The organism is Micromonospora sp. WMMD710 (genome assembly GCF_029626045.1).
Taxonomy (GTDB): domain Bacteria; phylum Actinomycetota; class Actinomycetes; order Mycobacteriales; family Micromonosporaceae; genus Micromonospora.
In genome coordinates this window covers 2301442-2324332 of the sequence record NZ_JARUBD010000001.1, presented here as the reverse complement: position 1 = coordinate 2324332, position 22891 = coordinate 2301442, and the positions used below count along the sequence as shown (strand labels likewise).

Annotated in this window: 19 protein-coding genes and 1 pseudogene; 10 read left to right on the top strand and 10 right to left on the bottom strand. The window is 72.8% G+C overall.

The annotated features are described in order from the left end of the window. Window positions 1–34: 34 nt before the first annotated feature. Window positions 35–2329 (bottom strand): excinuclease ABC subunit UvrA, encoded by a 2295-nt coding sequence (locus tag O7620_RS10760; protein WP_278122919.1) that lies wholly within the window; start codon window positions 2327–2329, stop codon window positions 35–37. 161 nt (window positions 2330–2490) lie between these two features. Between O7620_RS10760 and O7620_RS10755 the strand changes: the two genes are divergently transcribed. The 3 genes from O7620_RS10755 (at window position 2491) to O7620_RS10745 (ending at window position 5369) form a co-directional block, all read left to right on the top strand. Then, window positions 2491–3240 carry a MerR family transcriptional regulator gene (locus O7620_RS10755; protein WP_278122918.1) on the top strand — a complete coding sequence of 250 codons (750 nt, stop codon included), beginning with the start codon at window positions 2491–2493 and terminating at the stop codon, window positions 3238–3240. Between the two features lie 10 nt (window positions 3241–3250). Continuing rightward, window positions 3251–4453: a serine hydrolase gene (locus O7620_RS10750; protein WP_278122917.1), complete on the top strand. Its 1203-nt coding sequence runs from the start codon at window positions 3251–3253 to the stop codon at window positions 4451–4453. 70 nt (window positions 4454–4523) lie between these two features. Then, a complete protein-coding gene (locus tag O7620_RS10745; protein WP_278122916.1) occupies window positions 4524–5369 on the top strand; it encodes a peptidylprolyl isomerase in 846 nt (281 codons plus the stop codon). A gap of 115 nt (window positions 5370–5484) precedes the next feature. Here O7620_RS10745 and O7620_RS10740 read toward each other — a convergent pair whose 3' ends face one another. Then, the gene (locus O7620_RS10740) at window positions 5485–6522 is read right to left on the bottom strand and encodes a LacI family DNA-binding transcriptional regulator (protein WP_278122915.1); all 1038 of its coding nucleotides are present in this window, start codon (window positions 6520–6522) and stop codon (window positions 5485–5487) included. Window positions 6523–6755: 233 nt separating this feature from the next. Here O7620_RS10740 and O7620_RS10735 point away from each other — a divergent pair, with 233 nt between their 5' ends. Together O7620_RS10735 and O7620_RS10730 are read left to right on the top strand one after the other, a co-directional pair. Beyond that, on the top strand, window positions 6756–7724 hold the full coding sequence (locus O7620_RS10735; RefSeq protein ID WP_278122914.1) for an acetylxylan esterase: 969 nt from the start codon (window positions 6756–6758) through the stop codon (window positions 7722–7724). 39 nt (window positions 7725–7763) lie between these two features. Beyond that, the gene (locus tag O7620_RS10730) at window positions 7764–8594 is read left to right on the top strand and encodes a M15 family metallopeptidase (protein WP_278122913.1); all 831 of its coding nucleotides are present in this window, start codon (window positions 7764–7766) and stop codon (window positions 8592–8594) included. A gap of 25 nt (window positions 8595–8619) precedes the next feature. Here O7620_RS10730 and O7620_RS10725 read toward each other — a convergent pair whose 3' ends face one another. Then, window positions 8620–9807, bottom strand: a complete 1188-nt coding sequence (locus tag O7620_RS10725) for a spore photoproduct lyase family protein (RefSeq protein ID WP_278122912.1) — start codon at window positions 9805–9807, stop codon at window positions 8620–8622. Between the two features lie 158 nt (window positions 9808–9965). On the opposite strand from O7620_RS10725, the gene O7620_RS10720 reads away from it, so the two are divergent. The 4 genes and pseudogenes from O7620_RS10720 to O7620_RS10705 all read left to right on the top strand — a co-directional run bounded on the left by O7620_RS10720 (window position 9966) and on the right by O7620_RS10705 (window position 15052). Further along, window positions 9966–11276: an RICIN domain-containing protein gene (locus tag O7620_RS10720; protein ID WP_278122911.1), complete on the top strand. Its 1311-nt coding sequence runs from the start codon at window positions 9966–9968 to the stop codon at window positions 11274–11276. A 275-nt stretch (window positions 11277–11551) separates the two neighbouring features. Then, complete coding sequence (locus tag O7620_RS10715; RefSeq protein WP_278122910.1) at window positions 11552–12490, top strand: hypothetical protein; 939 nt, start codon at window positions 11552–11554, stop codon at window positions 12488–12490. Window positions 12491–12563: 73 nt separating this feature from the next. After that, window positions 12564–13448, top strand: a complete 885-nt coding sequence (locus tag O7620_RS10710; protein WP_278122909.1) for a maleylpyruvate isomerase N-terminal domain-containing protein — start codon at window positions 12564–12566, stop codon at window positions 13446–13448. A gap of 404 nt (window positions 13449–13852) precedes the next feature. Next, window positions 13853–15052: pseudogene (locus O7620_RS10705) on the top strand (RtcB family protein). A gap of 48 nt (window positions 15053–15100) precedes the next feature. Here O7620_RS10705 and O7620_RS10700 read toward each other — a convergent pair. From O7620_RS10700 to O7620_RS10670, 7 genes are all read right to left on the bottom strand, one after another. Further along, the gene (locus O7620_RS10700; RefSeq protein ID WP_278122908.1) at window positions 15101–15892 is read right to left on the bottom strand and encodes a maleylpyruvate isomerase family mycothiol-dependent enzyme; all 792 of its coding nucleotides are present in this window, start codon (window positions 15890–15892) and stop codon (window positions 15101–15103) included. A 109-nt stretch (window positions 15893–16001) separates the two neighbouring features. Beyond that, the gene (locus O7620_RS10695; RefSeq protein ID WP_151491190.1) at window positions 16002–17495 is read right to left on the bottom strand and encodes an MFS transporter; all 1494 of its coding nucleotides are present in this window, start codon (window positions 17493–17495) and stop codon (window positions 16002–16004) included. Between the two features lie 33 nt (window positions 17496–17528). Further along, entirely contained in the window at window positions 17529–18158 is a 630-nt protein-coding gene (locus O7620_RS10690) for a TetR/AcrR family transcriptional regulator (protein WP_278122907.1), read from the bottom strand. Between the two features lie 140 nt (window positions 18159–18298). Next, window positions 18299–19210: a Gmad2 immunoglobulin-like domain-containing protein gene (locus O7620_RS10685; protein WP_278122906.1), complete on the bottom strand. Its 912-nt coding sequence runs from the start codon at window positions 19208–19210 to the stop codon at window positions 18299–18301. Continuing rightward, entirely contained in the window at window positions 19207–20604 is a 1398-nt protein-coding gene (locus O7620_RS10680) for a HAMP domain-containing sensor histidine kinase (RefSeq protein ID WP_278122905.1), read from the bottom strand. Before O7620_RS10680 ends, O7620_RS10685 begins: the two co-directional genes overlap by 4 nt. A gap of 14 nt (window positions 20605–20618) precedes the next feature. Continuing rightward, complete coding sequence (locus tag O7620_RS10675; protein WP_278122904.1) at window positions 20619–21299, bottom strand: response regulator transcription factor; 681 nt, start codon at window positions 21297–21299, stop codon at window positions 20619–20621. 88 nt (window positions 21300–21387) lie between these two features. Next, window positions 21388–21957: a hypothetical protein gene (locus O7620_RS10670; RefSeq protein WP_151491186.1), complete on the bottom strand. Its 570-nt coding sequence runs from the start codon at window positions 21955–21957 to the stop codon at window positions 21388–21390. 293 nt (window positions 21958–22250) lie between these two features. On the opposite strand from O7620_RS10670, the gene O7620_RS10665 reads away from it, so the two are divergent. Next, window positions 22251–22889, top strand: a complete 639-nt coding sequence (locus O7620_RS10665) for a hypothetical protein (protein WP_278122903.1) — start codon at window positions 22251–22253, stop codon at window positions 22887–22889. Window positions 22890–22891 lie beyond the last annotated feature (2 nt).

Below are 22891 nucleotides of genomic sequence, written 5' to 3'. Positions count from 1 at the left end.
AGGAACTGCGCCGCCCGGCCGCCCGATCCGGCCGTTATCCCTGGGGCGTCGATGCCGGCTGGTTGACGTACTCGCGCAGGTGGGTGGCGGTGAGGGTGTCGCCGTGGGCGACCAGGTCGGCTGGTGTGCCGGTGAAGACGATCCGCCCGCCGTCGTGTCCGGCGCCGGGGCCGAGGTCGATGAGCCAGTCCGCGTGCGCCATGACCGCCTGGTGGTGCTCGATGACGATGACCGTGTTGCCGGCGTCGACCATCCGGTCGAGCAGGGCCAGGAGTTGGTCCACGTCGGCGAGGTGCAGGCCGGTGGTGGGCTCGTCCAGCACGTACGTGCTGGTCTTCTCGGCCAGGTGGATGGCGAGTTTGAGTCGTTGCCGTTCACCGCCGGACAGGGTGGTCAGGGGTTGACCGAGGCTCAGGTAGCCCAACCCGACGTCGACGAGCCGACCGAGGATGAGGTGCGCGGCCCCGCCGGGGAAAAAGGCGTACGCCTCGGTGACCGACATGGCCAGCACCTCGCTGATGTTCTTGCCGCGCAGCGTGTACGTGAGCACCTCGTCGGTGAACCGTCGTCCCTCGCAGCGTTCGCAGACACTGGCCACGCCGGCCATCATCGCCAGGTCCGTGTAGATGAGTCCGATGCCCTTGCAGGCTGGGCAGGCGCCCTCGGAGTTGGCGCTGAACAGGGCCGCCTTGACCCCGTTGGCCTTGGCGAAGGCGGTGCGGATCGGGTCGAGCAGCCCGCTGTAGGTGGCCGGGTTGCTGCGCCGTGATCCGCGGATGGGGGACTGGTCCACGATCACCACTCCGGAGCGGCGACGCAGTGACCCGTGGATCAGCGAACTCTTGCCGGAGCCGGCGACGCCGGTGACCACGGTGAGGACGCCGAGCGGGATGTCGACGTCGACGTCGCGCAGGTTGTGTAGGTCGGCCTGGCGGATGGCGAGGTGGCCGGTGGGTGGGCGTACGTGGTCGCGCAGGGTCACCCGGTGGTCGAGGTGCCGGCCGGTGAGCGTGTCGGAGCGGCGCAGGTCGGGCACGTCGCCGGTGAAGCAGATCCGGCCCCCGTCGGCGCCGGCGCCCGGGCCGAGGTCGACGACGTGGTCGGCGATGGCGATGGTTTCCGGTTTGTGTTCGACCACCAGCACGGTGTTGCCCTTGTCGCGTAGCCGCAGCAGCAGGTCGTTCATCCGGGCGATGTCGTGCGGGTGCAGGCCGACGGTGGGTTCGTCGAAGACGTACGTGACGTCGGAGAGGCTGGAGCCGAGGTGCCGGACCATCTTGACCCGCTGCGCCTCGCCGCCGGACAGGGTCGCCGACTCGCGGTCCAGGCTGAGGTAGCCCAGCCCGATCTCGACGAGGGAGTCCAGCAGGTCGCGCAGGTTGGCGATCAGGGGTGCCACCGCCGGGTCGTCGACGGCTCGCACGAACGTGGCCAGGTCGCTGATCTGCATCGCCGAGCAGTCCGCGATGTTCCGTCCGGCGATGCGGGAGGACAGGGCTGCCGCGTTGAGGCGGGTGCCGCCGCAGTCCGCGCAGGTGGTGAACGTGACCGCCCGGTCGACGAAGGCCCGGATGTGCGCCTGCATCGACTCGCGGTCCTTGGCGAGGTAGAGCCGCTTGACCTTGACGGCCAGGCCCTCGTACGTCCAGTTGTTGCTGCCCATTTTGATCTTGGTGGCCGGCTTGTGGAGGAAGTCCTCCCACTGCGCGGGCGTGTAGTCCTGGAGTTTGACGTCCGGGTCGAACAGGCCGGAGCCGACGATCGTCTGCCAGTACCAGGAGTCGACGGCGAAGTTGGGCACGGTGATCGCCCCGTCGTTGAGGGAGCGTTCGACGTCGACCAGCTCGTTGACGTCGAGGTCGGAGACCCGCCCCAGCCCTTCGCAGGTCGGGCACATGCCCTCGGGCAGGTTGAAGCTGAACGCACCGGCCCCGCCGATCGACGGCTGACCGAGCCGGCTGAAGAGGATCCGCAGCATGGCGTACGCGTCGGTGGCGGTGCCGACGGTGGAGCGCGAGTTGACGCCCATCCGTTCCTGGTCGACGACGATGGCGGCACTGAGGTTGCGTAGCGAGTCGACGTCCGGCCGGTTGAGGTTGGGCATGAACGACTGGAGGAAGGCGCTGTAGGTCTCGTTGATCATGCGCTGGGACTCGGCGGCGATGGTGCCGAAGACCAGCGACGACTTGCCGGAGCCGGAGACGCCGGTGAAGACGGTCAACCGGCGCTTGGGGATGTCGACCGAGACGCTGGCGAGGTTGTTCTCCCGCGCTCCGCGTACTTCGATCATGTCGTGGCTGTCGGCGGCGGACCCTGCTGGCTGCGACATGCGAACCCTTCACGAGATCGTGGCGGGAGCTTCCTCCCGCCGGGCGGATTCCATTGTCTCATTCATCCTCATGTAGAGCCTTTTGCCGAAGAATCCGCGCATGCTGCGTTGAAATGAACGGCGAAGTCTCAAATCACATGTCAACCGGTACGGTTGCCGGCGTGGACGTCGGGAGCAACAACCGCCTGCGCGCCGTGGACCTGGCCGCCACCGTCGGGATCTCCGTGCAGCAGGTGCGTAACTACGTCGAGCAGGGCGTGCTGCCACCGGTGCGGCGCACCGCGAGCGGCTACCGGATCTTCACGACCGAGCACTCCCGGGCGCTCACCGTGGCGCGCCGGCTCGCCGAGGGGCACGGCTGGGGTCGTACCCGGGAGATCATGGCGGCGGTGCACCGGGGCGACCTGCCGGCGGCGCTCGCGGCGCTCGACGGCGGCCATGCCGAACTGGACCGGGAGCGCGCCGACATCCGCCGGGTGCTCGGCGCCTTCGAGACCGTGCTGGCCGCCGCCCCGGCGGCCCGGCCCGCGCCGCGCCGGGGCGCCCGCATCGGCGAGGTCGCCGCAGTGGTCGGGGTCCGGACCTCACAGCTGCGGCTGTGGGAGGCGCGCGAGCTGCTGCGCCCGACCCGCGCGCCGGGCACCAACTACCGGGTGTACGACGAGGCCGAGTTGCGCGCCGCGCAGGTCGTCGCGCTGCTGCGCCGGGGCGCGTACCCGTTCGAGATCATCGAGGCGGTGCTGGGCGAGTTGCGGACCACCGGCAGCGCCCAGCGGGTCCGCGCCGAGCTGGCCCGCCGTGAGCAGGACCTGCACGCGCGCAGCCTGCGCCGGCTGCGGGGGAGCGCCGCGCTGCACGACTACCTGCACGAGCGAGCCCATCCGGTCCCGCCGGGCGATCTTGTTGACTAGGGTCGGGCTCATGAGAGCTGCGCTGCTGGCGGCCACGACGTCCGCCGTCCTGCTCGCTCCCGCGCCGGTCGCCGCGACCCCGGGCGCCACCGCGACCGTGCGGTGCCCGCGGGTGCCCGCGACGTCCCGGCCCGCCCGCCCCTCGCCGCCGCCCGCGGTGCCCGCGCAGCGGATGGTCGGCGGCGCCGGACTGGCCACCGAGGGGCTGGTCGTGCCGGCCGGCGCCGGTGCGCCACCGGCGGTCAGCGCCACCTCGTGGCTGGTTGCCGACCTGGACAGCGGCCAGGTGCTCGGCGGTTGCGGCCCGCACGAGTACGGCACCCCGGCCAGCGTGCAGAAGCTCCTGCTGGCGGCCACGATGATGCCCCGGCTGGACCCGAAGCAGACGGTCACCGTCACCGACGAGGACATGAACATCGAGCCCGGCTCCTCCGCCGTCGGTCTCGTCGCGGGTGGCCGATACACCATCGAGACCATCTGGCTCGGGTTGCTGCTCAACTCCGGCAACGAGGCCGCCAACGCGCTGGCGCGACTGGGCAGCGGGACGGACAGCGCCGCCGCCGGCGTACGCGCGATGAACGAGCAGGCCCACCGGCTCGGCGCGCTCCAGACGCATGCGGTGACCCCGTCCGGGCTCGACGGCAAGGGGCAGTTCACCAGCGCGTACGACCTGGCGTTGATCGCGCGGGCCTGCTTCGCGCAGCCGGCCTTCCGTCGGTACGCGCTCACCGAGGAGGCGCGGATCCCGGTCCAGCCGGCGCAGCGGACCAAGGGGTTCCAGATCCAGAACGAGAACCAGCTCATCTACCGGTACCCGGGTGCGCTCGGCGGCAAGACCGGCTTCACCGATCTGGCCCGGCACACCTACGTCGGCGCGGCCGAACGCGGCGGACGGCGGCTGGTGGTGACCCTGCTGGGCGCGGAGTCGGCGCCCAAGCGCGGCTGGGAGCAGGGTGCGGCGCTGCTGGACTGGGGGTTCACGCTGCCCCGCGACGCCGCTGTCGGTCGTCTCGTCGAGCCGGGGGAGGTGACCGCCACCCCGTCGGCCGCGCCGTCGGCGCTGGCGGCACCCGGGGTGGCTCGACCGGCGGCGGCCAGCGGGCCCGGGCATTCCGGCTCGGGGTGGCTCTGGTCGGTGACGGCGATCAGCGGCGCCGGAGTGCTGGTGCTGCTGGGCGGGCTGCTGTGGCGGCGGCGCCGCCGGCTGCCCTGACGCATCGACAACCGGCCCCGGCGTCCATAGACTCCGGTCTTTCTGGCACCACGAGTCCAGGAGGATCCCTGTGCCGAGTGAACTCCAACCGCGCCCCGGGACGGCGGCACCCCGCCGACCGGTACGCGCCCTGACCCGCCTCGCGGGAGTGACGCTGCTCGCCGGCGCGCTGGTCGCCGGTATCGCCGCCGCCGCGCCTGCGGCGTCCGCCGCCGCACCGGCTGCCGCGCCCGCACCGGCTGCCGCGCCCGCTGCGTCCGCCGCCGACGCCGCCACCCGCCCGCCGCGCACCACCCACGGCCCGTGCGCGTACACCGAGACGCCCGACGAGCCGGCGGCCCGGCCGGTGCCGCTGCCGCCCGACCCGCGGCGTACCCCGGCCCGCGGCAACGTCCGGGTGACCCTGTCGACCAACCACGGGCCGATCGGGTTGACCCTGGACCGGGAGGCCGCGCCGTGCACCGTGCAGAGCGTCCTGCACCTGGTCGCCAAGCGCTTCTACGACCGGACCCCGTGCCACCGGCTCACCGCGTACCCGACGCTGAGCGTGCTGCAGTGCGGTGACCCGTCCGGCACCGGCGAGGGTGGCCCGGGCTACCGGTACCGCGACGAGCTGCCGACCGACCTGCCGCCCGCCGACCCGACCGGAGAGCGCCGGGTCTACGCCCGGGGCGTGCTGGCCATGGCCAACGCCGGGCCGGACACCAACGGCAGCCAGTTCTTCCTGGTGTACGCCAACTCGGCGCTGCGCCCGAACTACACGATCTTCGGCGAGGTCGACGCGGCCGGGCTGGCCACCCTGGACCGGATCGCGGCCGGGGGAGTGGCGCCGACGGCCGAGGACCCGGCCCCGGTCGACGGGGCACCGGCGTTGCCGGTGGAGATCCGGCGGGCGGTCCGTTCGCACCACCGCTGAGTGTTCGGCGCGCGGTGGGCGGCCCGGGGCCGCTCACCGCGCCGACCGGCTGCCGGTGGAACTTTCGGGAGCCGATCCGGAACGGCGTGATCAGCGTCCGAGGCGGTTCCACCCGTCACGACGAGGCGGGTGACCCGGTCGGCGGCGCGGCGGTGCTGTCCCGGACGACCAACTCGGTGGCCAGTTCCACCCGGGGCGAGTCGATGCCCTCGCCCTGGGCCAGCCGCAGCACGGTCCGGGCGGCCAGTCGGCCCATCTCGACCAATGGCTGGCGCACGGTGGTCAGCGGCGGCGACGCCCAGCGTGCCTTCGGCAGGTCGTCGAAGCCCACCACGCTGACGTCGTCCGGAACCCGCAGGCCGCGCCGCCGGATGGCCTCGTAGACGCCGAAGGCCATCTGGTCGCTGGCCGCGAAGATGCCGGTCGGTGGGTCGTCGAGATCGAGCAGCGCCGTGCCGCCGGAGAACCCGGAGGCGTGGTAGAAGTCGCCCGGGTAGACCAGCTTGTCGTCGATGGGGATGCCCGCCGCCTCCAGCCCGGCCCGGTACCCGTCGAGGCGGGCGCGGCTGCACAGCAGGTGCGTCGGCCCGGCCACGAACCCGATGCGCCGGTGCCCGATCGAGAGCAGGTGCTCGGTCGCGGCGAGCCCGCCGGACCAGTTGGTGGCACCGATCGTGGGCACGTCCATGGCGGGTACGCCGGCCGGGTCGACGACCACGACCGGCACGTTGAGGCGGCGCAGTTGCGCGTGCAGCGGCGGGCTCAGGTGTGAGGTCACGAAGATGACGCCGTCGGTGGCGCGGGTGCGCAGGTTCTGCAACCACTGCCGAGCGGCGGTCGGCTGCCGGTGGATCGCGGAGACCACGGTGCCGACGCCGGCGCCGTGCCCGACGTCCTCGACGCCCCGGATGATCTCCACGGCCCAGGGGCTGTCCAGGTCGTTGAAGACCAGGTCGACGAGGCCGGCGCGGCGGACGCTGCGGCTGCTGCGCCGCCGGTAGCCGTGGTGGCGCAGCAGTTCCTCGACCCGTTCCCGGGTGTCCGGGGCCACATCGGAGCGTCCGTTGAGCACGCGCGAGACGGTCGGCACCGACACGCCCGCCTCCCGTGCGATCGCGGTGATGGTCACCCTGCGTCCGTCGTCCGCGCCCACCCGCGTCTCCTTCACCGGTCCGGAAGCGACCGCAAGCCGTCGCCACCGTGTGTGTCCCGGAACGGCGTGCACCGTTCCTCGCGCCATCTTGCCTCACCGGCAGGGGTTGACGACATGCCAGGTCGGTTCTAGCGTTCGCCGAAGTTGCGGAAGGTTTCCGGACATATTTCGGCCCCGTTTCGCCGCACCGGCCCGCCGGTCGGCTGTCCGACGCAGCGTCGAAAGGACGTCACGTGTACACCGACCTTGCCGAGGAGCAGTTGCGCGGGTATCACAGCGCGGTGCGTGATCCCGGGGACTTCGACCAGTTCTGGGCCGCGACGCTGACCGAGGCGCGCGACGCCGGCTGGCCGGTGCGGACCGAACCGGTGGCGACCGGGCTGGCCGGCATCGACGTCCTCGACGTGACCTTCGCGGGCTTCGCCGGCCAGCCGGTGCGGGCCTGGCTGCGCCTGCCGCGCGGGGCCAGCGCGGCGTTGCCGACCGTCGTCCAGTACGCCGGCTACGGCGGCGGGCGCGGGCACCCGCTGGAGAACCTGCTCTGGGCGTCGGCCGGGTTCGCGCACCTGCAGATGGACACCCGGGGTCAAGGGTCGGGCTGGAGCCGGGGCGACACCCCGGACCCCGGCGCGGCCGGCCCCGAGGCGCCCGGGGTGGCCACCCGGGGCATCGCCGACCCGCGCACGTACTACTACCGCCGGCTGATCACCGACGCCGTGCGGGCCGTGGACGCCGTCCGGTCCCTGCCGATGGTCGACCCGACCCGGGTGGCGGTGCTCGGGCACAGCCAGGGCGGCGGGCTGGCGCTCGCGGCCGGTGCTCTGGCACCCGGCCTGCGGGCGGTGGTCGCGTTCGTGCCGTTCCTCTGCGACATTCCGCGCGCGGTGGTGACCACCGACGCCCGCCCGTACCGGGAGATCCGCGACTACCTGGCGGTCCACCGCCACGCCGAGGAGCGGGTGCTGACCACCCTGGCGTACGTCGACGGGGTCAACTTCGCGCGGCGCTGCCGCCGGCCGACCCGGTTCTCGGTGGCGTTGATGGACGACATCGTGCCGCCGTCGACGGTGTACGCGGCCGTCAACGCCCACGCGGGACCGACCGAGTTGTCGGTGTGGCGGTACAACGGTCACGAGGCCGGCGGGATCGACGACGACGAGGCGGCGCTGCTCTTCCTGCGGGAGCACCTCCTTGACGGCTGATCCGGCGTGCGGCCCGGCCAGGGCTGATAGACAGGACTGGTGCGTTCCCGCATCGGCGTCGTGCTCGTGCTCGGCGCGCTGCTCGGCGGTTGCTCGCGACCCGAGCCCCGTCCCGCGCCGGCCGTGCCACCACCGACCCCGGTGAGCCCCACCCCCGCGTCGACGCCCGTCGAGCGGCTACCCGGGTTCGTGGTGCTGACCGACGTCGACCCGCGTATCCACGCCGACATCCGCTACGCCACCCCGCACAACTTCGTCGGCCGCCCGATCACGGGCTACCCGGAGCCGCTGTGCCTGCTCACCCGGCAGGCGGCCGAGGCGCTGCGCCGCGTACAGGGCGCCGCGCTGGCCGGTGGGCACAGCCTCAAGGTGTACGACTGTTATCGCCCGCAGCCGGCCGTGGACGACTTCGTCGCCTGGTCCAAACGACCCGGCGAGCAGCAGACCAAGGCCGAGTTCTACCCGGACGTGGCGAAGGACCGGCTCTTCGCCGACGGCTACATCGGGGCGCCGACGGCGCACAGCCGGGGCAGCACCATGGATCTGACCCTGGTCGACGAGCCGGCCGCCGGCCAGCCGCCGTACCGCCCGGGGCAGCCGCTGGTCGCCTGCACCAGGCCGCGCGGGCAGCGTTTCGCCGACAACAGCATCGACATGGGCACCGGCTTCGACTGTTTCGACTCCCGCGCGCACACCGCCGACCCCCGCGTCACCGGTACGCCACGGGACAACCGGCGGTTGCTGCTGCGGCTGATGACCGACGCCGGGTTCGTCAACTACGACCGCGAGTGGTGGCACTACAGCCTCCGCGACGAGCCGTACCCGGACACGTTCTTCGCCGCGCCGGTGGCCCGCTCGTCGGTCGGCTGAGCATCAGGTCCAGTAGAGCTGAGCATCAGGTCCAGTAGAGGATGCGGCACGCCGGCACCCGCGCGGCCAGCTCGGTCTGGAACCAGCCGCGCAGCTCGGCCATCGTGTCGCGGGGGTAGACGTACTTCACCGCGCCGAACCTGCCGTGCTTGCGGCTGCGCGACTCCTCGTCCATCTCCAGCCGGGTGCGCGGGTACCAGCCGAGCAGCACCTCCTTGCTGCCCGGCGTGAACCGGTGGGTGATCAGCTCGGTGGTCAGGTCCAGTTCCGGCACCCCGTCGACGGCCGCGGCGACCTGGTCGAGCAGCTCGCCGTAGCGTTCCCGCCAGTCGGGCAGGGCGATGATCGGTGCGATGGTCAGCCCGACCGGATAGCCGTCGAGTGCGAGTCGGCGCAGCGCGGCCAGCCGGTCCGGTACGCGGGCGGTGCCGCCCTCGAACCGTTCGCTGACCGGTGCGCAGTTGACGCTGACCCGGACCCGGGTCCGGCCGGCGTGCGGCAGCCCGACGAAGCTGTCCACGTCGGCGTACTTGGTGGTCCAGCGCAACTGCACGGGCGCGTCCCAGGCGGCGAAGTGCTGCACCGCGCGCCGCCAACTGCCGGTCAGGTGCTCCAACGCGAGGGGGTCGGTGTAGCAGGACGCCTCGAACGTGGTGCCCTCGTCGGCGCGTCGCGCGTTGCGGCTGGTCACCGTCCCGCGTCCGGCGTACGCGGCGAGCCCGGCGAGGATGTCGTCGAGGTCCGCGTACACCCGGGTCACCGGCGGGCCGGAGAGCGAACCGGCGAGATAGCAGTACTGGCAGTGCGCCGGGCAGCCCTCGGCCAGGTCGACCCGCCAGTCGGCGCTGGGCGCGATGGGTTGCAGGGCGCGCCGCGAGGGTGGGCTCACCACGATCGCCATGGTCGCCTTGGCCCGGGCGTACGTATCCCGGTCGGTCTGCCCGCGTACCCCGGTGAGCCGGTTGGACCGTAGGTGTTCCACCTCGATGCCCTGCGCCTGCACGCGGTCGATGATCCGCCGACCGTGGGGGTGCTCCAGCGCGGCCGGCGTGATCACCACCCGGCCCGGAGTCCAGCGGCGCGCCGGCCGGGTTGCGGGCGCGAGCCCGGCCAGGTCGCGGATCGGCACCCGCTCGCCGCTGGCGTCGTGCGGTGCGGCGGGCACGTCCACGGCGAGCGGCTGGTCGACGTCGACGGCGTCCGGGCTGGTCATCCGGGCGGGGTACCCGTTACCGCAGGAATCCCACCCGATCCGGCGGCCCACGATTGACGCTACCCGACGACAAAGCATAACCTTTCATCTATCTGTAAACCTTGTGAACAGATGCTCATCGACGCGGCGGCGCGCGTCCCCACCGAAGGGACGATCAGGTGATCGCAGAACTCTCCTCCCGTACCAGAAGGATCCTGTCGCTGTTCGTCGCCCTCGTCGTCGCGCTGAGCGTCGGCGTCGCCGTCAACGCCTCGCGACCGGCGCAGGCCGCGCCGACGTTCAAGGTCCTGGCCTTCTACAACGGCACCTGGGATCCCGCGCACATCGACTTCGTCCGCGACGCCCGCGCCTGGTTCCCGCAGGCCGCCGCCCAGTACGGCTTCTCCTGGGAGGCCACCACCAACTGGAGCCTGCTGAACACCGCCAACCTGGCCCAGTACAAGGTCATCATGTTCCTCGACGACGCGCCGCCCACCGCGCAGCGCGCCGCGTTCCAGCAGTACATGCAGAACGGCGGGGGATGGTTCGGCTTCCACGTCAGCGCGTGGACCGACAACCCGTCGAGCTGGAGCTGGTACTACAACACCTTCCTCGGCAGCGGCTCGTTCCAGACCAACACCTGGTCGCCGACCCGGGTCACGATGCGCGCCGACAACCGCACCCACGCCGCCACCCGGAACCTTCCGGCGACGTTCCCGTCGTCGATCAGCGAGTGGTACTCCTGGAGCAACGACCTGCGGCAGAACCCCAACATCGACATTCTGGCCTCGGTCGACGCGTCCAGCTTCCCGGTCGGCACCGACCCCAGCCAGTCCTGGTACGGCGGCTACTACCCGCTGGTCTGGAGCAACCGGCAGTACAAGATGCTGTACGCCAACTTCGGCCACAACGCGATGAACTACAGCACCAACACCGGGCTGTCGTCCACGTTCGACAGTGAGCAGCAGAACCGCCTGCTCATCGACGGGCTGCACTGGCTCGCCGGTGCCAGCACCGTCCCCCCGACGACGCCCCCGCCGAGCGACGGCCCGATCTCGCCGACCGCCTGGCACACCGTGGTCAACAAGGGCAGCGGCAAGTGCGTGGACGCGCGGGCCGCCGGCAGCGCGAACGGCACCGCCATCCAGCAGTACGCCTGCAACAGCAGCGCCGCCCAGCAGTACCAACTCGTCCCGACCAGCGGCGGCTACCTGCGGGTCAACAACCGCACCAACAGCGCCCAGGTGCTCGACGTGACCGACCGGTCGACCGCCGACGAGGCACCCATCCAGCTCTGGTCCTACAGTGGCGGCAACAACCAGCAGTGGCGGGCAGAATCCGACGGCGGCGGCTACTACCGGCTGGTCAACCGCAACAGCGGCAAGTGCCTCGACGTGCCCGGCGCGTCCACGGCCGACAGCGTCCAGCTCATCCAGTACACCTGCAACGGCACCGTCGCCCAGTCCTTCCGGCTGGTGGCGCAGCCATAGGCGCCGAATTCGTCCCCGGCGATCGGGGCTTCGACCCGCCCTGAGACGGCTGCTACGACACCTGAGCCGCGCGACCGAACCGGGCGGCGACATCGCTCAGCACGGCGCGCAGCTCAGGTGGGTCGAGCAACCCGGGATCGGATCCGGTCGGGCTCGGAGCGGCTGCCCGCAGTCGTGCGACGGGTGCGCACGTTTCGAGATGCAGCCCGAGCGCACACAGTGACATTATCGCCGCGCGCGGTAATCAACACGTCAATCGACCCGGGGAGAGATCGATGACGCAAACGCCAGTCACCGCCACCCGAAACCCGTCGCGCGTCCCGGTGGACGGGCGACCGCACCGCAACGGCGTCATCATCGCGGCCAGCGTGGCGGCCGGGGTCCTGCTGTCGGTGCTGTGGTCCTTCGAGTTCGTCGACTCGGTCATCGGTGACACCGTCGCGAGCGGGATCCTCGGTCACGACGCGAAGGCGACGGCGATCTCCGGTACCGCCGCGGGCCTGCTGTTCGCGTTCGTGTCCGGCCTCGCCGGCACGTTCACCGCGTGCAACATCGCGATGCTCGCGTCCATCGGGCCGCTCGGCGCGGCCGGCAGCGGCAGCGGTGACCGGCTCCGGCTGCTGCTGCGGCCGGTCGGCTACCTCACCCTGGGAATGGTCTCCGTCGCCGCGGTGTACGGGTTCATCGGGGTCCTGCTGGGCGACCGGCTGCCGCAGTTGTCGACCGACACGGCCGGCGGAGTGCCGGTGCGCATCATCCAGTCGTCGGTGGTGTTCGGCATTATCGGGCTGGCCCTCATCTACCTCGGGCTGGCCGCGATCCGGACGGTGCCGGACGTGTTCGCCGACCGGCCGGTCGCGCGGGTGGTGACCCTCGGCGCGCTCATCGGCGGGTTCCTCATCGGCCGGCCGTACCCGCTGTTCAACAAGCTGTTCCACTGGGCGGTCGACAGCGGCAACCCGCTGTACGGCTCGGCCGCGTTCGTGTTGCAGTCCCTCGGCAACATCGTCGTGGTCACCGCGCTGTTCGCGCTCCTGGTCGTGGTGACGCGCGGCCGGTTCATCAGCTGGCTCGCCGCCGACGTGCGACGCAGCATGGTGCTCAGCGGCGCACTGCTCATCGGTCTGGGCGTCTTCACCGTCGTCTACTGGGATGTCCGGGTGCCCGCCATCTTCGGCTTCGGCTGGTTCCCCACCATGTTCTACAACCACTGACGGCCACCGGCGCCCGTGAAGAGTGCACGTTCGAAGATGACCCGGGTACGGCGAATCCCCGATGCTTGTCGATATGACTGACGCGGGGGATCCGAATCGTTGGGGCCTGGCCAACACGGCACTGCGGACGGCCGCCGATCGCTTCGGCGATCTGGTGGCCGCCGCGCCGTCGCCGAATGTCATGGCGACCGCCGACTGGACCGTGGCCGACACCGTCGCGCACGTGGTGTCGATCGCGGTGCTGTACGTGTCGAGACTGCAGGGCACCGAGGTCGTCATCCGCGTGCCGGGCCTGGAGGACATGCTGGCCGTCACGAACGTCGACACGGTGGCCGACGTCAACAGCCACGTGCTCGCCCACTTCACCGAACGCGACCCGGGGGTCCTGCTGTCGCAGCTGAACACCGCGGTCGACACCCTCCTGGCCACGACCGCGGATCCGCGATCCACGGTGAGTTGGCTGGGCAACTCGCGGGTGACCGTCGGCGGTCTGTTCGCCCACCTGACCAACGAGTTGCTCGTGCACGGCTGGGACATCGCGCGGGCGCTGCGCCGACCGTGGCCGATGCCGGACGCGCACGCCGCGCTCTACTGGGACCTGTTCATGTACGACATGCTGCGCGACTCGTACGGGGTGTTGCTCAACACCGAACTGCCGATGCCCCGTCACCCCGTGTCGGTGCAGTTCCGATCGCGGTACACGCCGACCACCACACTGACGCTGGGCGACCGCCGGGTGTGGATCGCGCCGCCCGACGGTCCGTTCGACGCGCGCGTGACGTTCCGCCCCGCCCGGTTCAACCTGATGATGTTCGGCCGGATCAGCATCGCGCAGGCGGTGCTGCGGCGCGACGTCGTCGTCGGCGGGCCGCGGCCGTGGCGGCTGCCCGCGTTCCTCCGGGTCGTGCACATGCCCAACGGCAGGCTCGCGCCGCCGCCGGCGCGACGGCGGGCCTGATCCCGCCGACGGGCGGCGGGAGCGCCCGGTAGCGGGCGGTCGCCGATATCCATTGCGGACGCGCCACCGTCCTCCTACTCTCGTCGGTGCAAGGTCAACCACAAGCACCCCCGGGGGAGTACGCCGTGTCGCAGCGCGTCCGCACCAACGCCACACGGTGTCTGCCGTGTGCCGGTGCCCCGCTGCTCACCGGCACCCGATACCGGCACTGCCCAGAGCAGGGGCTGTTGCCGGGGTGGCGCGACTGACGCCGACGCTCACGCGTCCGCGCGCCGCCCACCCCACCGGGGATCGGGCGGCTTCTTCGTATCCACCCCTTCTCCCGCCGCGCCACCGCCCGGCAACGCATGATCTTTATCGGTCACCGTTCGACGGTGACATCGGCACGACATCAGGAGACCACGATGGGATTCACCCCTCTCGCCGGCACCCGGGCACCGGTGCGGGTCTGGACCGACCCGTACGCCATCGAGCCGCAGGCCGCCCGGCAGCTGCGCAACATCGGCGCGCTGCCCTGGGTGCAGGGCGTCGCCGTCATGCCGGACGTGCACTTCGGCAAGGGCGCCACGGTCGGCTCGGTCATCGCCATGCGCCAGGCCGTCTCGCCGGCCGCGGTCGGCGTCGACATCGGCTGCGGAATGTCGGCGGTACGCACCTCGCTGACCGCCGCCGACCTGCCCGACGACCTGGCCGCGCTGCGGTCCGCGATCGAGGCCACCATCCCGGTCGGGTTCGCCCAGCGGCAGGACTCGGTCGACACGCGTCGGATCCGCGGTCTGGAGCAGGCCGGTTGGGACGACTTCTGGAGCCGGTTCGCCGGCCTGGACCGGCGGGTGGCGCAGCTGGAGACGCGGGCGCGCCGGCAGCTCGGCACCCTCGGCGGGGGCAACCACTTCATCGAGGTCTGCCTGGAGGAGGGCGGCGCCGACGAGGGCCGGGTGTGGCTGATGCTGCACTAGGGGTCGCGCAACATCGGCAAGGAACTGGCCGAGCGGCACATCGGGGTGGCCCGCAGGCTGCCGCACAACGCCGACCTGCCCGACCGGGACCTGGCGGTGTTCCTCACCGGCACGCCGGAGATGGACGCCTACCGGCGGGACCTGTGGTGGGCGCAGGAGTACGCGCGGCGCAACCGGGCGGTCATGCTGGCCCTGCTGTGCGGTGTGGTGCGCGAGCACCTCCCGCAGGTCGGCTACGACGAGCCGATCTCCTGCCACCACAACTACGTCTCCGAGGAGAGCTACGACGGGGTGGACGTGCTGGTCACCCGCAAGGGCGCGATCCGGGCCGGCCGGGGCGACCTGGGCATCATCCCCGGGTCGATGGGCACCGGGTCGTACATCGTGCGGGGTCGGGGTAACCCGGACGCGTACTGCTCGGCATCGCACGGGGCGGGGCGGCGGATGTCGCGGGCGCAGGCCAAGCGGACGTTCAGCACGGACGATCTGGCCGCGCAGACCGCCGGAGTGGAGTGCCGTAAGGACGCCGGGGTGGTCGACGAGATCCCCGGCGCGTACAAGGACATCACCGAGGTGATGGCCCAGCAGGAGGACCTGGTGGAGGTGGTGGCGCACCTCAAGCAGGTGGTCTGCGTGAAGGGTTGAGCCGCCGTGCGGGCCGGGTCACCGGCCCGCACGGCGGTACGGCGATGCTCAGAAGCCGACGAAGACCCGGCGCAGGTCGTCCAGGGTCACCGGCCCGGTCACCCGCACCCCGTCCGGGGTGTACGCCGGCCCGAGCCGGCCCACCGCGAGGCGCAGCCACGCCTCGGCCGGCGCGGTCAGCTCACCGTCGGGCTGCTCGGGCGCGTCGACCAGCTCGATCGTCTCGCCCAGCCGCAGCCCGTACGTCCGCTCCGGCTCGCTCAGGCGCAGCAGCAGCGTGGCCTGCCGGCCGGCCAGCTCCTGCGGCCGGCTGGTCCAGCCCAGCATGCCGCCGATCTGGTTCAGCAGCAGCGACACGGCCAGCGGCGTCACCGCCGCGAACGGGTTGACGGCGATCTCCACGTCCCACTGGTGCAGGGCGAACTCGCTGAGCCGGAACCGGCCGGCGGTGGCGACGTCCACGGGCTCGGGGAGGAACCCGAGGTCGATCCGCAGCGACGCCCGGGTGTCGGCGTCCAACGCCTCGTACGCCTCGACGAGCCGCTCGTTAGCGGCGAGGAACCCGGCGGCGTGCTCGGCCGGGGGCATCGCGTCCCAGCGTTGCCAGACGCCGCGGTTGACGTCGCCGTCCGGGCCGGGCGCGCCGGTGCGGGCCGCGGTCAGCGCCGCGAGGTTGATCTCCGCGCCGCTGCCCAGGTGGCTGAGCACCTGGGACACCTGCCACTCGCTGGCCCCCGAGGGGCGGAGCAGGTCGTCTTCCTTGAGGTCCCGCACGAGCGCGGCGAGCTCCTCGTGGCCCGCGCGCAGAGCGGTGATGATCTGGTCGGCAGGGGTGGACATAGGTCTCCTCAAACGGACTTTCGACGATGGTCGGGACGCTACCCGACGCGGCCGCCGACCGGTCCACCCCACGCTCGGGGCGGTCCGGCCGGCGGCCGCGTCGGTCGGCTCAGCCCATGTGCACGGTGTTGCCGGTTGGGATGTCCTCCTTGCGGACCTTGACCAGGACCAGCGTGGCCAACCCGGCGAGCACGATCAGGGCCGCACCCCAGGCGAACGCCACGCGGTACCCGTGCACCAGCGCCTCGACCTGGTTGACCGGGTTCGGCACCCGACCGACCAGGTACGCGGCGACCGCGCTGGTGTAGAAGGTGTTCAGCAGCGCGGTGCCCAACGAGCCGCCGATCTGCTGGGTGGCGTTGAGCGTCGCGCTGGCCGCGCCGGCGTCGTGCTCCGGCACCCCCACCAGCGCGAGGCTGGACAGCGGCACGAAGGTGAAGCCCAGACCCATGCCGAGGACGACCTGGGCGGGCAGCAGCAGGGTGAGGAACGAGGTGTCCACGTCGATCTGGGTCAGCACCAGCATGGCCCCGGCGGCGAGCACGGCACCGCCGACCATCAGCGGCTTGGCGCCCACCCGCGGCATCAGCTGGCTGGCGCCGCCCGCCGCGATCAGCACGCCGGCGGTGACCGGCAGCGACGCGAGCCCGGCCTCCAGCGGCTTGTACTGCAACACCACCTGGAAGTAGAAGGTCAGGAAGAGGAACGCGCCGAACAGGCCGGCTCCGATGAGCGTCGACGCGAGGTACGCCCCACCCCGGTTGCGGTCCAGGATGATCCGCAGCGGCAGCAGCGGGTGGTTGGAGCGCAGCTCGATCACCACGAAGGCGGCGAGCAGCAGCACACCGGCGGCGATGAAACCGAGGGTCGCGGTGGCGTCCCAGCCGTCCTCGGCGGCCTTGGTGAAGCCGTACACCAGGGAGACCAGGCCGGCGGTGACCACGATCGCGCCGGGCACGTCGTAGCGGGTGTTGCCGTGCGCCCGGCTCTCCGGCACCAGCGGGATCGCGAAGGCGATGGCGATGGCGGCGACGGGGATGTTGACCAGCAGGCACCAGCGCCAGTCGGCGTACTCGGTGAGCACCCCGCCGAGCAGCAGGCCGACCGCCGACCCGCCGCCGGCGATGGCGCCGTACACGGCGAACGCCTTGGCCCGCTCGGCCGCCTCGGTGAACAGGACGGTGAGCAGCGCGAGCGCGGCCGGGGCGAGCAGCGCGCCGAAGGCGCCCTGCAACGCGCGGGCGGCGAAGAGCATCTGGCCGCTGGTGGCCAGACCGCCGAGCGCGGAGGCCAGCGCGAAGCCGGTCATGCCGACCAGGAAGGTGCGCTTGCGACCCCAGTAGTCGGCGATCCGGCCGCCGAGCAGCAGCAAGCCACCGAAGGCCAGCGTGTAGGCGGTGATCACCCACTGCCGGTTCGCGTCGGTGATCCCCAGATCGGCCTGGGCCTGCGGCAGTGCGATGTTCACGATGGTGGCGTCCAGGACCACCATGAGCTGGGAGATCGCGATGACCCCCAGCGCGATCCAGCGCCGCGGGTGCGGCGCGCCTGTCGACGTCCCGGCGCCGGGTGCGCCCGGAGCGGTCGAGGTGGTTCCGGGCATGGTGAAGCCTTCCGTGTTGCGTGCGTCGATGGATCAGGCCTGGGACGGGCGGTCGGCGGGGTAGCGGAGCACCGGTATCAGCACCTGGTCGACGACCTGGGTGAGGAACGCGTCATCGGCGGGCAGGCCGTGCGCGACGATGCGGGACATGGTGAGCGCGGGCGCCAGATCGTGGAACAGGTCCCGTTCGCCGGCCTCGGGGGGGATCTCCCCCCGGGCGGCGGCGCGGACCAGGATGGCGGTGCTGGCCACCCGCCCGGCGGGCAGCACCTGGTGACGGACCAGGCGCTCCAGCTCGGGATTGGTCCGCATGGCGAAGGTCAACGCCTGCATCAGGTCGCAGTCGGCGACGCAGATCGCGACGGTTGCCCGCAGCAACTCGATCAGGTCGCCGCGCAGGGAACCGGTGTCGGGCGGGTTGTGCACCCCGACGTGCCGGTCGCGCAGGGCGGCGACGACCAGCTCGGCTTTGCCGTCCCAGCGCCGGTAGATGGTCGCCTTGCTGACGTGGGCGCGGGCGGCGACGGCGTCGATCGTCATCCGGTCGAAGCCGACCTCGCGCAGCAGGTCGATGACCACGGCGAACAGGTCGCCGTCGGAGCACCGCGCGCCCCGGGCCGCCGGAACACCGGCACCCGCGCCCACCTGCTGACCACCCAGCATCCCCGCACCCCCCCGCGAAACGATGTCGTACTGAACCTAGTGCGGTGGTCAGCGTCCGTGCAGGTTTTTATGACTTCCGTCGCACCGGGTAGACGAAACGATTACGTTTCTCCCCGGCGTCCGGCAGATGAACGCGGTGGTCAGGGTCCCGGCGCCAGCACCACCGGCACGGCCACCGTGTTGATCCGGGAGCCGTCGCGCGCGGACACCTCGTACACCTCGACGGTCCCGCGCTGCTCCCGGGTCGTGCGCCAGCCCACCACCACCCGGTACCCGCCCCGGCAGCCGGAGCCGCAGCCGGCCGTGCCGAAACCGGACGCGACCTCCCGGCCGGCGGCGTCGAGCACCCGGACGCTGACGGTGGCCTCGAACACGTCGGCGGTGCCGGTCACGGTGAGCGGGGCGGACACCCGGTCGCCGGGTACCGGGCCGGTGACCACGATCGGCGGCAGCAGATCGGTGTACGAGGCGCGGCCGAGGGGTGCCCCGCCGTCGAAGCGGACCTGCCGCACGGTCGGGAACTGGGTGAGCGTCCACACCACCTGCGCCTCGCGCAGCCGCCGCTCGGGCGGAGGGTCGTCCCCGGCCGGCACGGGACCGAGCGTCGCCACGCCGTCGGCGATCCGGGTGACCTCGACACCGGCCGGGAGCAGGGTGGTCATTCCGGTGGCGGCCTCGGTCGGCGTCGGCCCGGCGGCCAGCTCGGTCAGCGCCAGCCGGGACGTCGCGACGGTCGCCGGCCGGGCGCGCCGGGTCGGGGCGAGCAGCCCGGCCCGGACGTACCACAGCTCGATGGTCACGGTGGCCGGCCGGCTGGCGTCGGTGCTCCGCGCTGGCGAGCGGACCGTGGCGTCGGTGCCGCTCGGCGCGGGTCGCGGTGCCGCCGGCGAGGCGGGTACCGGGTCTGGCGGCCCGGTGGCCGCGACGGCGGTGGAGGGCACGGCGGTGGGCGCGGGGCCGAGATCGCCGGACCGGGGCGTGCCGCAGGCGGCGACGACCACCGCCGCGACGAGCAGCGACGCGGTCAGCCGGGCCGCATCCCGCCGGCTCACGGCGCACCGCCCACCGGCGGCGGCCCGGCGGGCAGCTCCAGCCGGAACCGGGCGCCGGCGCCCGGTTCGCTGTGCACGCTCAGCACGCCGCCGAGCAGGGTGGCGTGTTCCCGGGCGATCGCCAGCCCGAGCCCGCTGCCGGGCGCGGAGCGCGACGGGTCGACCTTGTGGAACCGGTCGAACACGCGCGGCAGGTGCTCCACCGGGATGCCCGGGCCGTGGTCGGTGACCTCGAAGACGACAAGCGGGCCCGCCCCGGCCACGGTGGCAAGGATCTCGCCGCCGCCGTGCTCGACGGCGTTGGCGACCAGGTTGGCGAGCACCCGCTCCAGCCGGCGCGGGTCGGTACGCACCACGACCGGGTCGCCGTCGACCCGTACCCGCTGCGACCAGCCACGCGCCGCGACGATCCCGCGCAGCAGCGCCGGCGCGTCCACCCGCTCGACGCTCGGCCGCTCCCGCCCGGCGTCCAGGCGGGAGATCTCCATCAGGTCCTCGACCAGCCGACGCAGCCGGACCACGTCGCCCACCAGCAGCCGCGCGGCCGGGCGCGCGTCGTCGGGCAACCGGTCCAGGTGCTCGCGCAGCAGCGAGGCCGCGGCCACCAGAGCGGTCACCGGGGTACGCAGCTCGTGCGCGACGTCGGCGGTGAACCGCCGCTCCCGGGCCTGCGCCGCCGACAGCGCGGCGATCTTCGACTCCAGCGCCTCGGCCATCTCGTTGAACGACGCCGCCCAGACGCTGAATTCGTCGCGCCCGCGCACCGGCAGCCGGGTGGCGAGCAGACCCTCGGTGAGCGCCCGCGCCGCCCGGCTGGCCCGGCCCACCGGCTCCAGCGTGCGGCGGGCCAGCGTGTGCCCCACCGCGGCGGCGAGTAGCACCACCAGCACCCAGCCGGCCAGCAGCGCGGTGCGGAGCTGACCCAGGTCGGCGGCGATGTCGTCCTCCACGGTGAGCACGTACAGCTCGGCCGTCGAGCCGGGGATGCGGCCGCCGACCACCAGCAGGCGGGGCCGTTGCGCCGGCGCGGAGCGCTGGTAGCCCAGCTGCCCGGCCGCGACGGCGGTCCGCAGTCGGGCGCCGAGCGTCGGGGCGTACGCGGGGTGCGAGGGCCGAGCCGGTCCGTCGACGAGCACCACGTGCCGGCCGCTGCCCTCGAAGCTGGTGAGCAACTCGGTGCTGCGCTGCTCGGTCAGCGGCAGGAACTGTCCGGCGAGGACGAGCTGGTAGCGGGCGTCGGCGGTGGCCTGGTGCAGCGAGGCGTCCCACCAGGACTGTCGCAGCAGGAGCCCGGTCCCGCCGGCGAGCAGGCCGGCGGAGACCCCGGCGACCAGCACGAACGCGATGGTCAGCCGGCGCCGCAGCCGGCCCGGGGGCACCGCGCGTCCGGCCATCGCCGACCCTCCCGTCAGCCCGTGGACAGCTTGTAACCGGCACCGCGCACGGTCTGCACCAACCGTGGGTGCGCCGGGTCGTCCTCGACCTTCGCGCGGAGCCGCTGGACCGCCACGTCGACCAGCCGGGAGTCGCCGAGAAAGCCGTGGTTCCAGACCAGGTCCAGCAGCAGCTCCCGGGTGAAGACCTGGCCGGGTCGGCGGGCCAGCTCCAGCAGCAGGCGGAACTCGGTGGCCGTCAGCGGCACCTCGTGGCCGTGCCGTCGTACGACGAAGCCGCCCGGGTCGATCTCCAGGCTGCCGACCTCGATGGTGCTCGACGTGACCGGCGCGCTCGCCCGGCGCAGCACCGAGCGGACCCGCGCCACCAGCTCGGGCAGGTCGAAGGGCTTACGCAGGTAGTCGTCCGCGCCGCACTCCAGCCCGACCACCACGTCGAGCGTGTCGGTGCGCGCGGTGAGCATCAGGATCGGCACCTGGCTGGTGCGCCGGATCTCCCGGCAGACCTGCAGGCCGTCCAGCCCGGGAAGCATGACGTCGAGCACGATCACGTCGACCGGGCGGGCGCGCCAGGCCACCAGCGCCTGCCGCCCGTCGACGGCGGTGTCGACCCGGAAGCCGGCGCGGCGCAGACCGAGGGCGGTCACCTCCCGGATGGAGGCATCGTCCTCGACCACCAGCACGCGGCCCTCCACCACTCGAGCGTAGACCCGATGTCGTGGCCCTTCGCCTGGCGGAACGGTCGGTGTCGGAGGTCCGGCCGGATCTCCGACACCGCCGTGGTCACTCCTGCCACCGGTGGGCCACGTCGAGCACGATCCGGCTGTGCGTGCCCGGACCGGCGAGCACGAGCACGCGGAACGGCAGCCGCGCCCGCACGCCGACCGCGAAGGTGCTGTAGCCCTCGAAGCTGCCGCCGAAGACGACGTCGCGCAGCGTCGGGTAGCGCAGCAGGTTCGCGGCGTGCGCGCCGACCGCGTACGGCACGGTGCCCTGGTGGCTCTCGTCGTACGCCGGTGCCCGCAGGGAGACCCGCAGCACGGCGCCCCCGGCGGTGTACGGCGACAGCGCCAACCCTTCGCCCTCGGTGAACGTCTCGCCGTAACCGACCGAGTAGCCGTCGACCGGGCCGGCGAACTCGAACACCACGCGGTCGTGGCAGTCGTGCCGGCCGGTCCGTACGTCGACCAGCGGGGCGCCGCTCAGTGCGCCGGCCGTCCGATCGGTGCTGCCCCAGGTGATGCCGCAGTACGGCGGTGCGGTGGTGGTGCTCGCCGCGGCGCCGCTACCCGAGCCGGCGACCAGGCCGGCGAGTACGACCGCGAGCGCCGTCAGTGCGCTTCTGATCCTCATGGTGGTGTCTCCGTCCACTGTGCGGAGCCACGTCGCGGCGGCGTTGCCGGTGGCCCTCGACCTCGACCGTGGTCGCGCCTCGGAACGGCCACTTCGCTGCGGCGTAACAGGCACGTAACAGCGGAAGAGGATCCGCGCCACCCGGTCTCCTGCCGCACCGCGTAATCCGGCTCGGCCGAGGCGTCGTGGGTGAAGTCGCTGTTCGCCGCCACTCTGGCCGCGCCGAGGTGTCACCCATGCGTTACCGCACTGCGGTACCGTGCGGGGCACATCGACACCTCCGAGGTGGACTCATGCCTGCTGTCGTCGCCCTCGTGCTGACCCTCGCCCTCGCCCCCGCGCCGTCCCCGTCGAGCACCTCGGGGCCGGTCGGCGAACTCCTCGGGGGCGTCGGGCAGATCGTCGACGACCTGCTCGGTGGTGGTGCGGCGCCGAGCACCTCACCGACACCGGCCCCCAGCGTGGCCCCCACCCCGAGCACGTCGGCGACCCCCGGACGGTCGAGCCCGGCGGGGCCGCCCGCGAGCGTCGCGCCCACCAGATCGGCAGCCCAGCCACCGGCGGCGCCCGGCGCGCCCGCTCGCCCCGCAGGTGGCCCGGGTGCCCCCGACGCCACGGTGCCGGTGCGCAACGGCGAGGCCCCCGCTCCGGCCGCGCCGACGTACACCGACCCCGCTCGCGGCGACTGGCCGCCCGCGTACTACCTGGTCCTCGCCGGTGTCCTCGCGGTGCTGGCGCTGCTGCTGCTCGTGCGGCGCCGACCGCCGGCGGCCCCGCCGGCTGCCGCCGCACCGGCGCCCGCGCCCGCTCCCGAGCCGGATCCCGGGCCGGTGCCGGACAACGTCAGTCGACTGCCGACCAACCTCAACGCCATCTACGAGCTGGGCCGCCTCGACGAGCGGCTCGACCAGGAGCGCGGGCGCCGGTCCTGAGC

Bases quoted from the DNA above. Each gene is read 5' to 3' on its own strand.
- O7620_RS10760 (WP_278122919.1), bottom strand. From the start codon at position 2,329: ATGTCGCAGCCAGCAGGGTCCGCCGCCGACAGCCACGACATGATCGAA.
- O7620_RS10750 (WP_278122917.1), top strand. From the start codon at position 3,251: ATGAGAGCTGCGCTGCTGGCGGCCACGACGTCCGCCGTCCTGCTCGCT.
- O7620_RS10725 (WP_278122912.1), bottom strand. From the start codon at position 9,807: ATGACCAGCCCGGACGCCGTCGACGTCGACCAGCCGCTCGCCGTGGAC.
- O7620_RS10715 (WP_278122910.1), top strand. From the start codon at position 11,552: ATGACGCAAACGCCAGTCACCGCCACCCGAAACCCGTCGCGCGTCCCG.
- O7620_RS10710 (WP_278122909.1), top strand. From the start codon at position 12,564: ATGACTGACGCGGGGGATCCGAATCGTTGGGGCCTGGCCAACACGGCA.
- O7620_RS10700 (WP_278122908.1), bottom strand. From the start codon at position 15,892: ATGTCCACCCCTGCCGACCAGATCATCACCGCTCTGCGCGCGGGCCAC.
- O7620_RS10695 (WP_151491190.1), bottom strand. From the start codon at position 17,495: ATGCCCGGAACCACCTCGACCGCTCCGGGCGCACCCGGCGCCGGGACG.
- O7620_RS10690 (WP_278122907.1), bottom strand. From the start codon at position 18,158: ATGCTGGGTGGTCAGCAGGTGGGCGCGGGTGCCGGTGTTCCGGCGGCC.
- O7620_RS10680 (WP_278122905.1), bottom strand. From the start codon at position 20,604: ATGGCCGGACGCGCGGTGCCCCCGGGCCGGCTGCGGCGCCGGCTGACC.
- O7620_RS10670 (WP_151491186.1), bottom strand. From the start codon at position 21,957: ATGAGGATCAGAAGCGCACTGACGGCGCTCGCGGTCGTACTCGCCGGC.
- O7620_RS10665 (WP_278122903.1), top strand. From the start codon at position 22,251: ATGCCTGCTGTCGTCGCCCTCGTGCTGACCCTCGCCCTCGCCCCCGCG.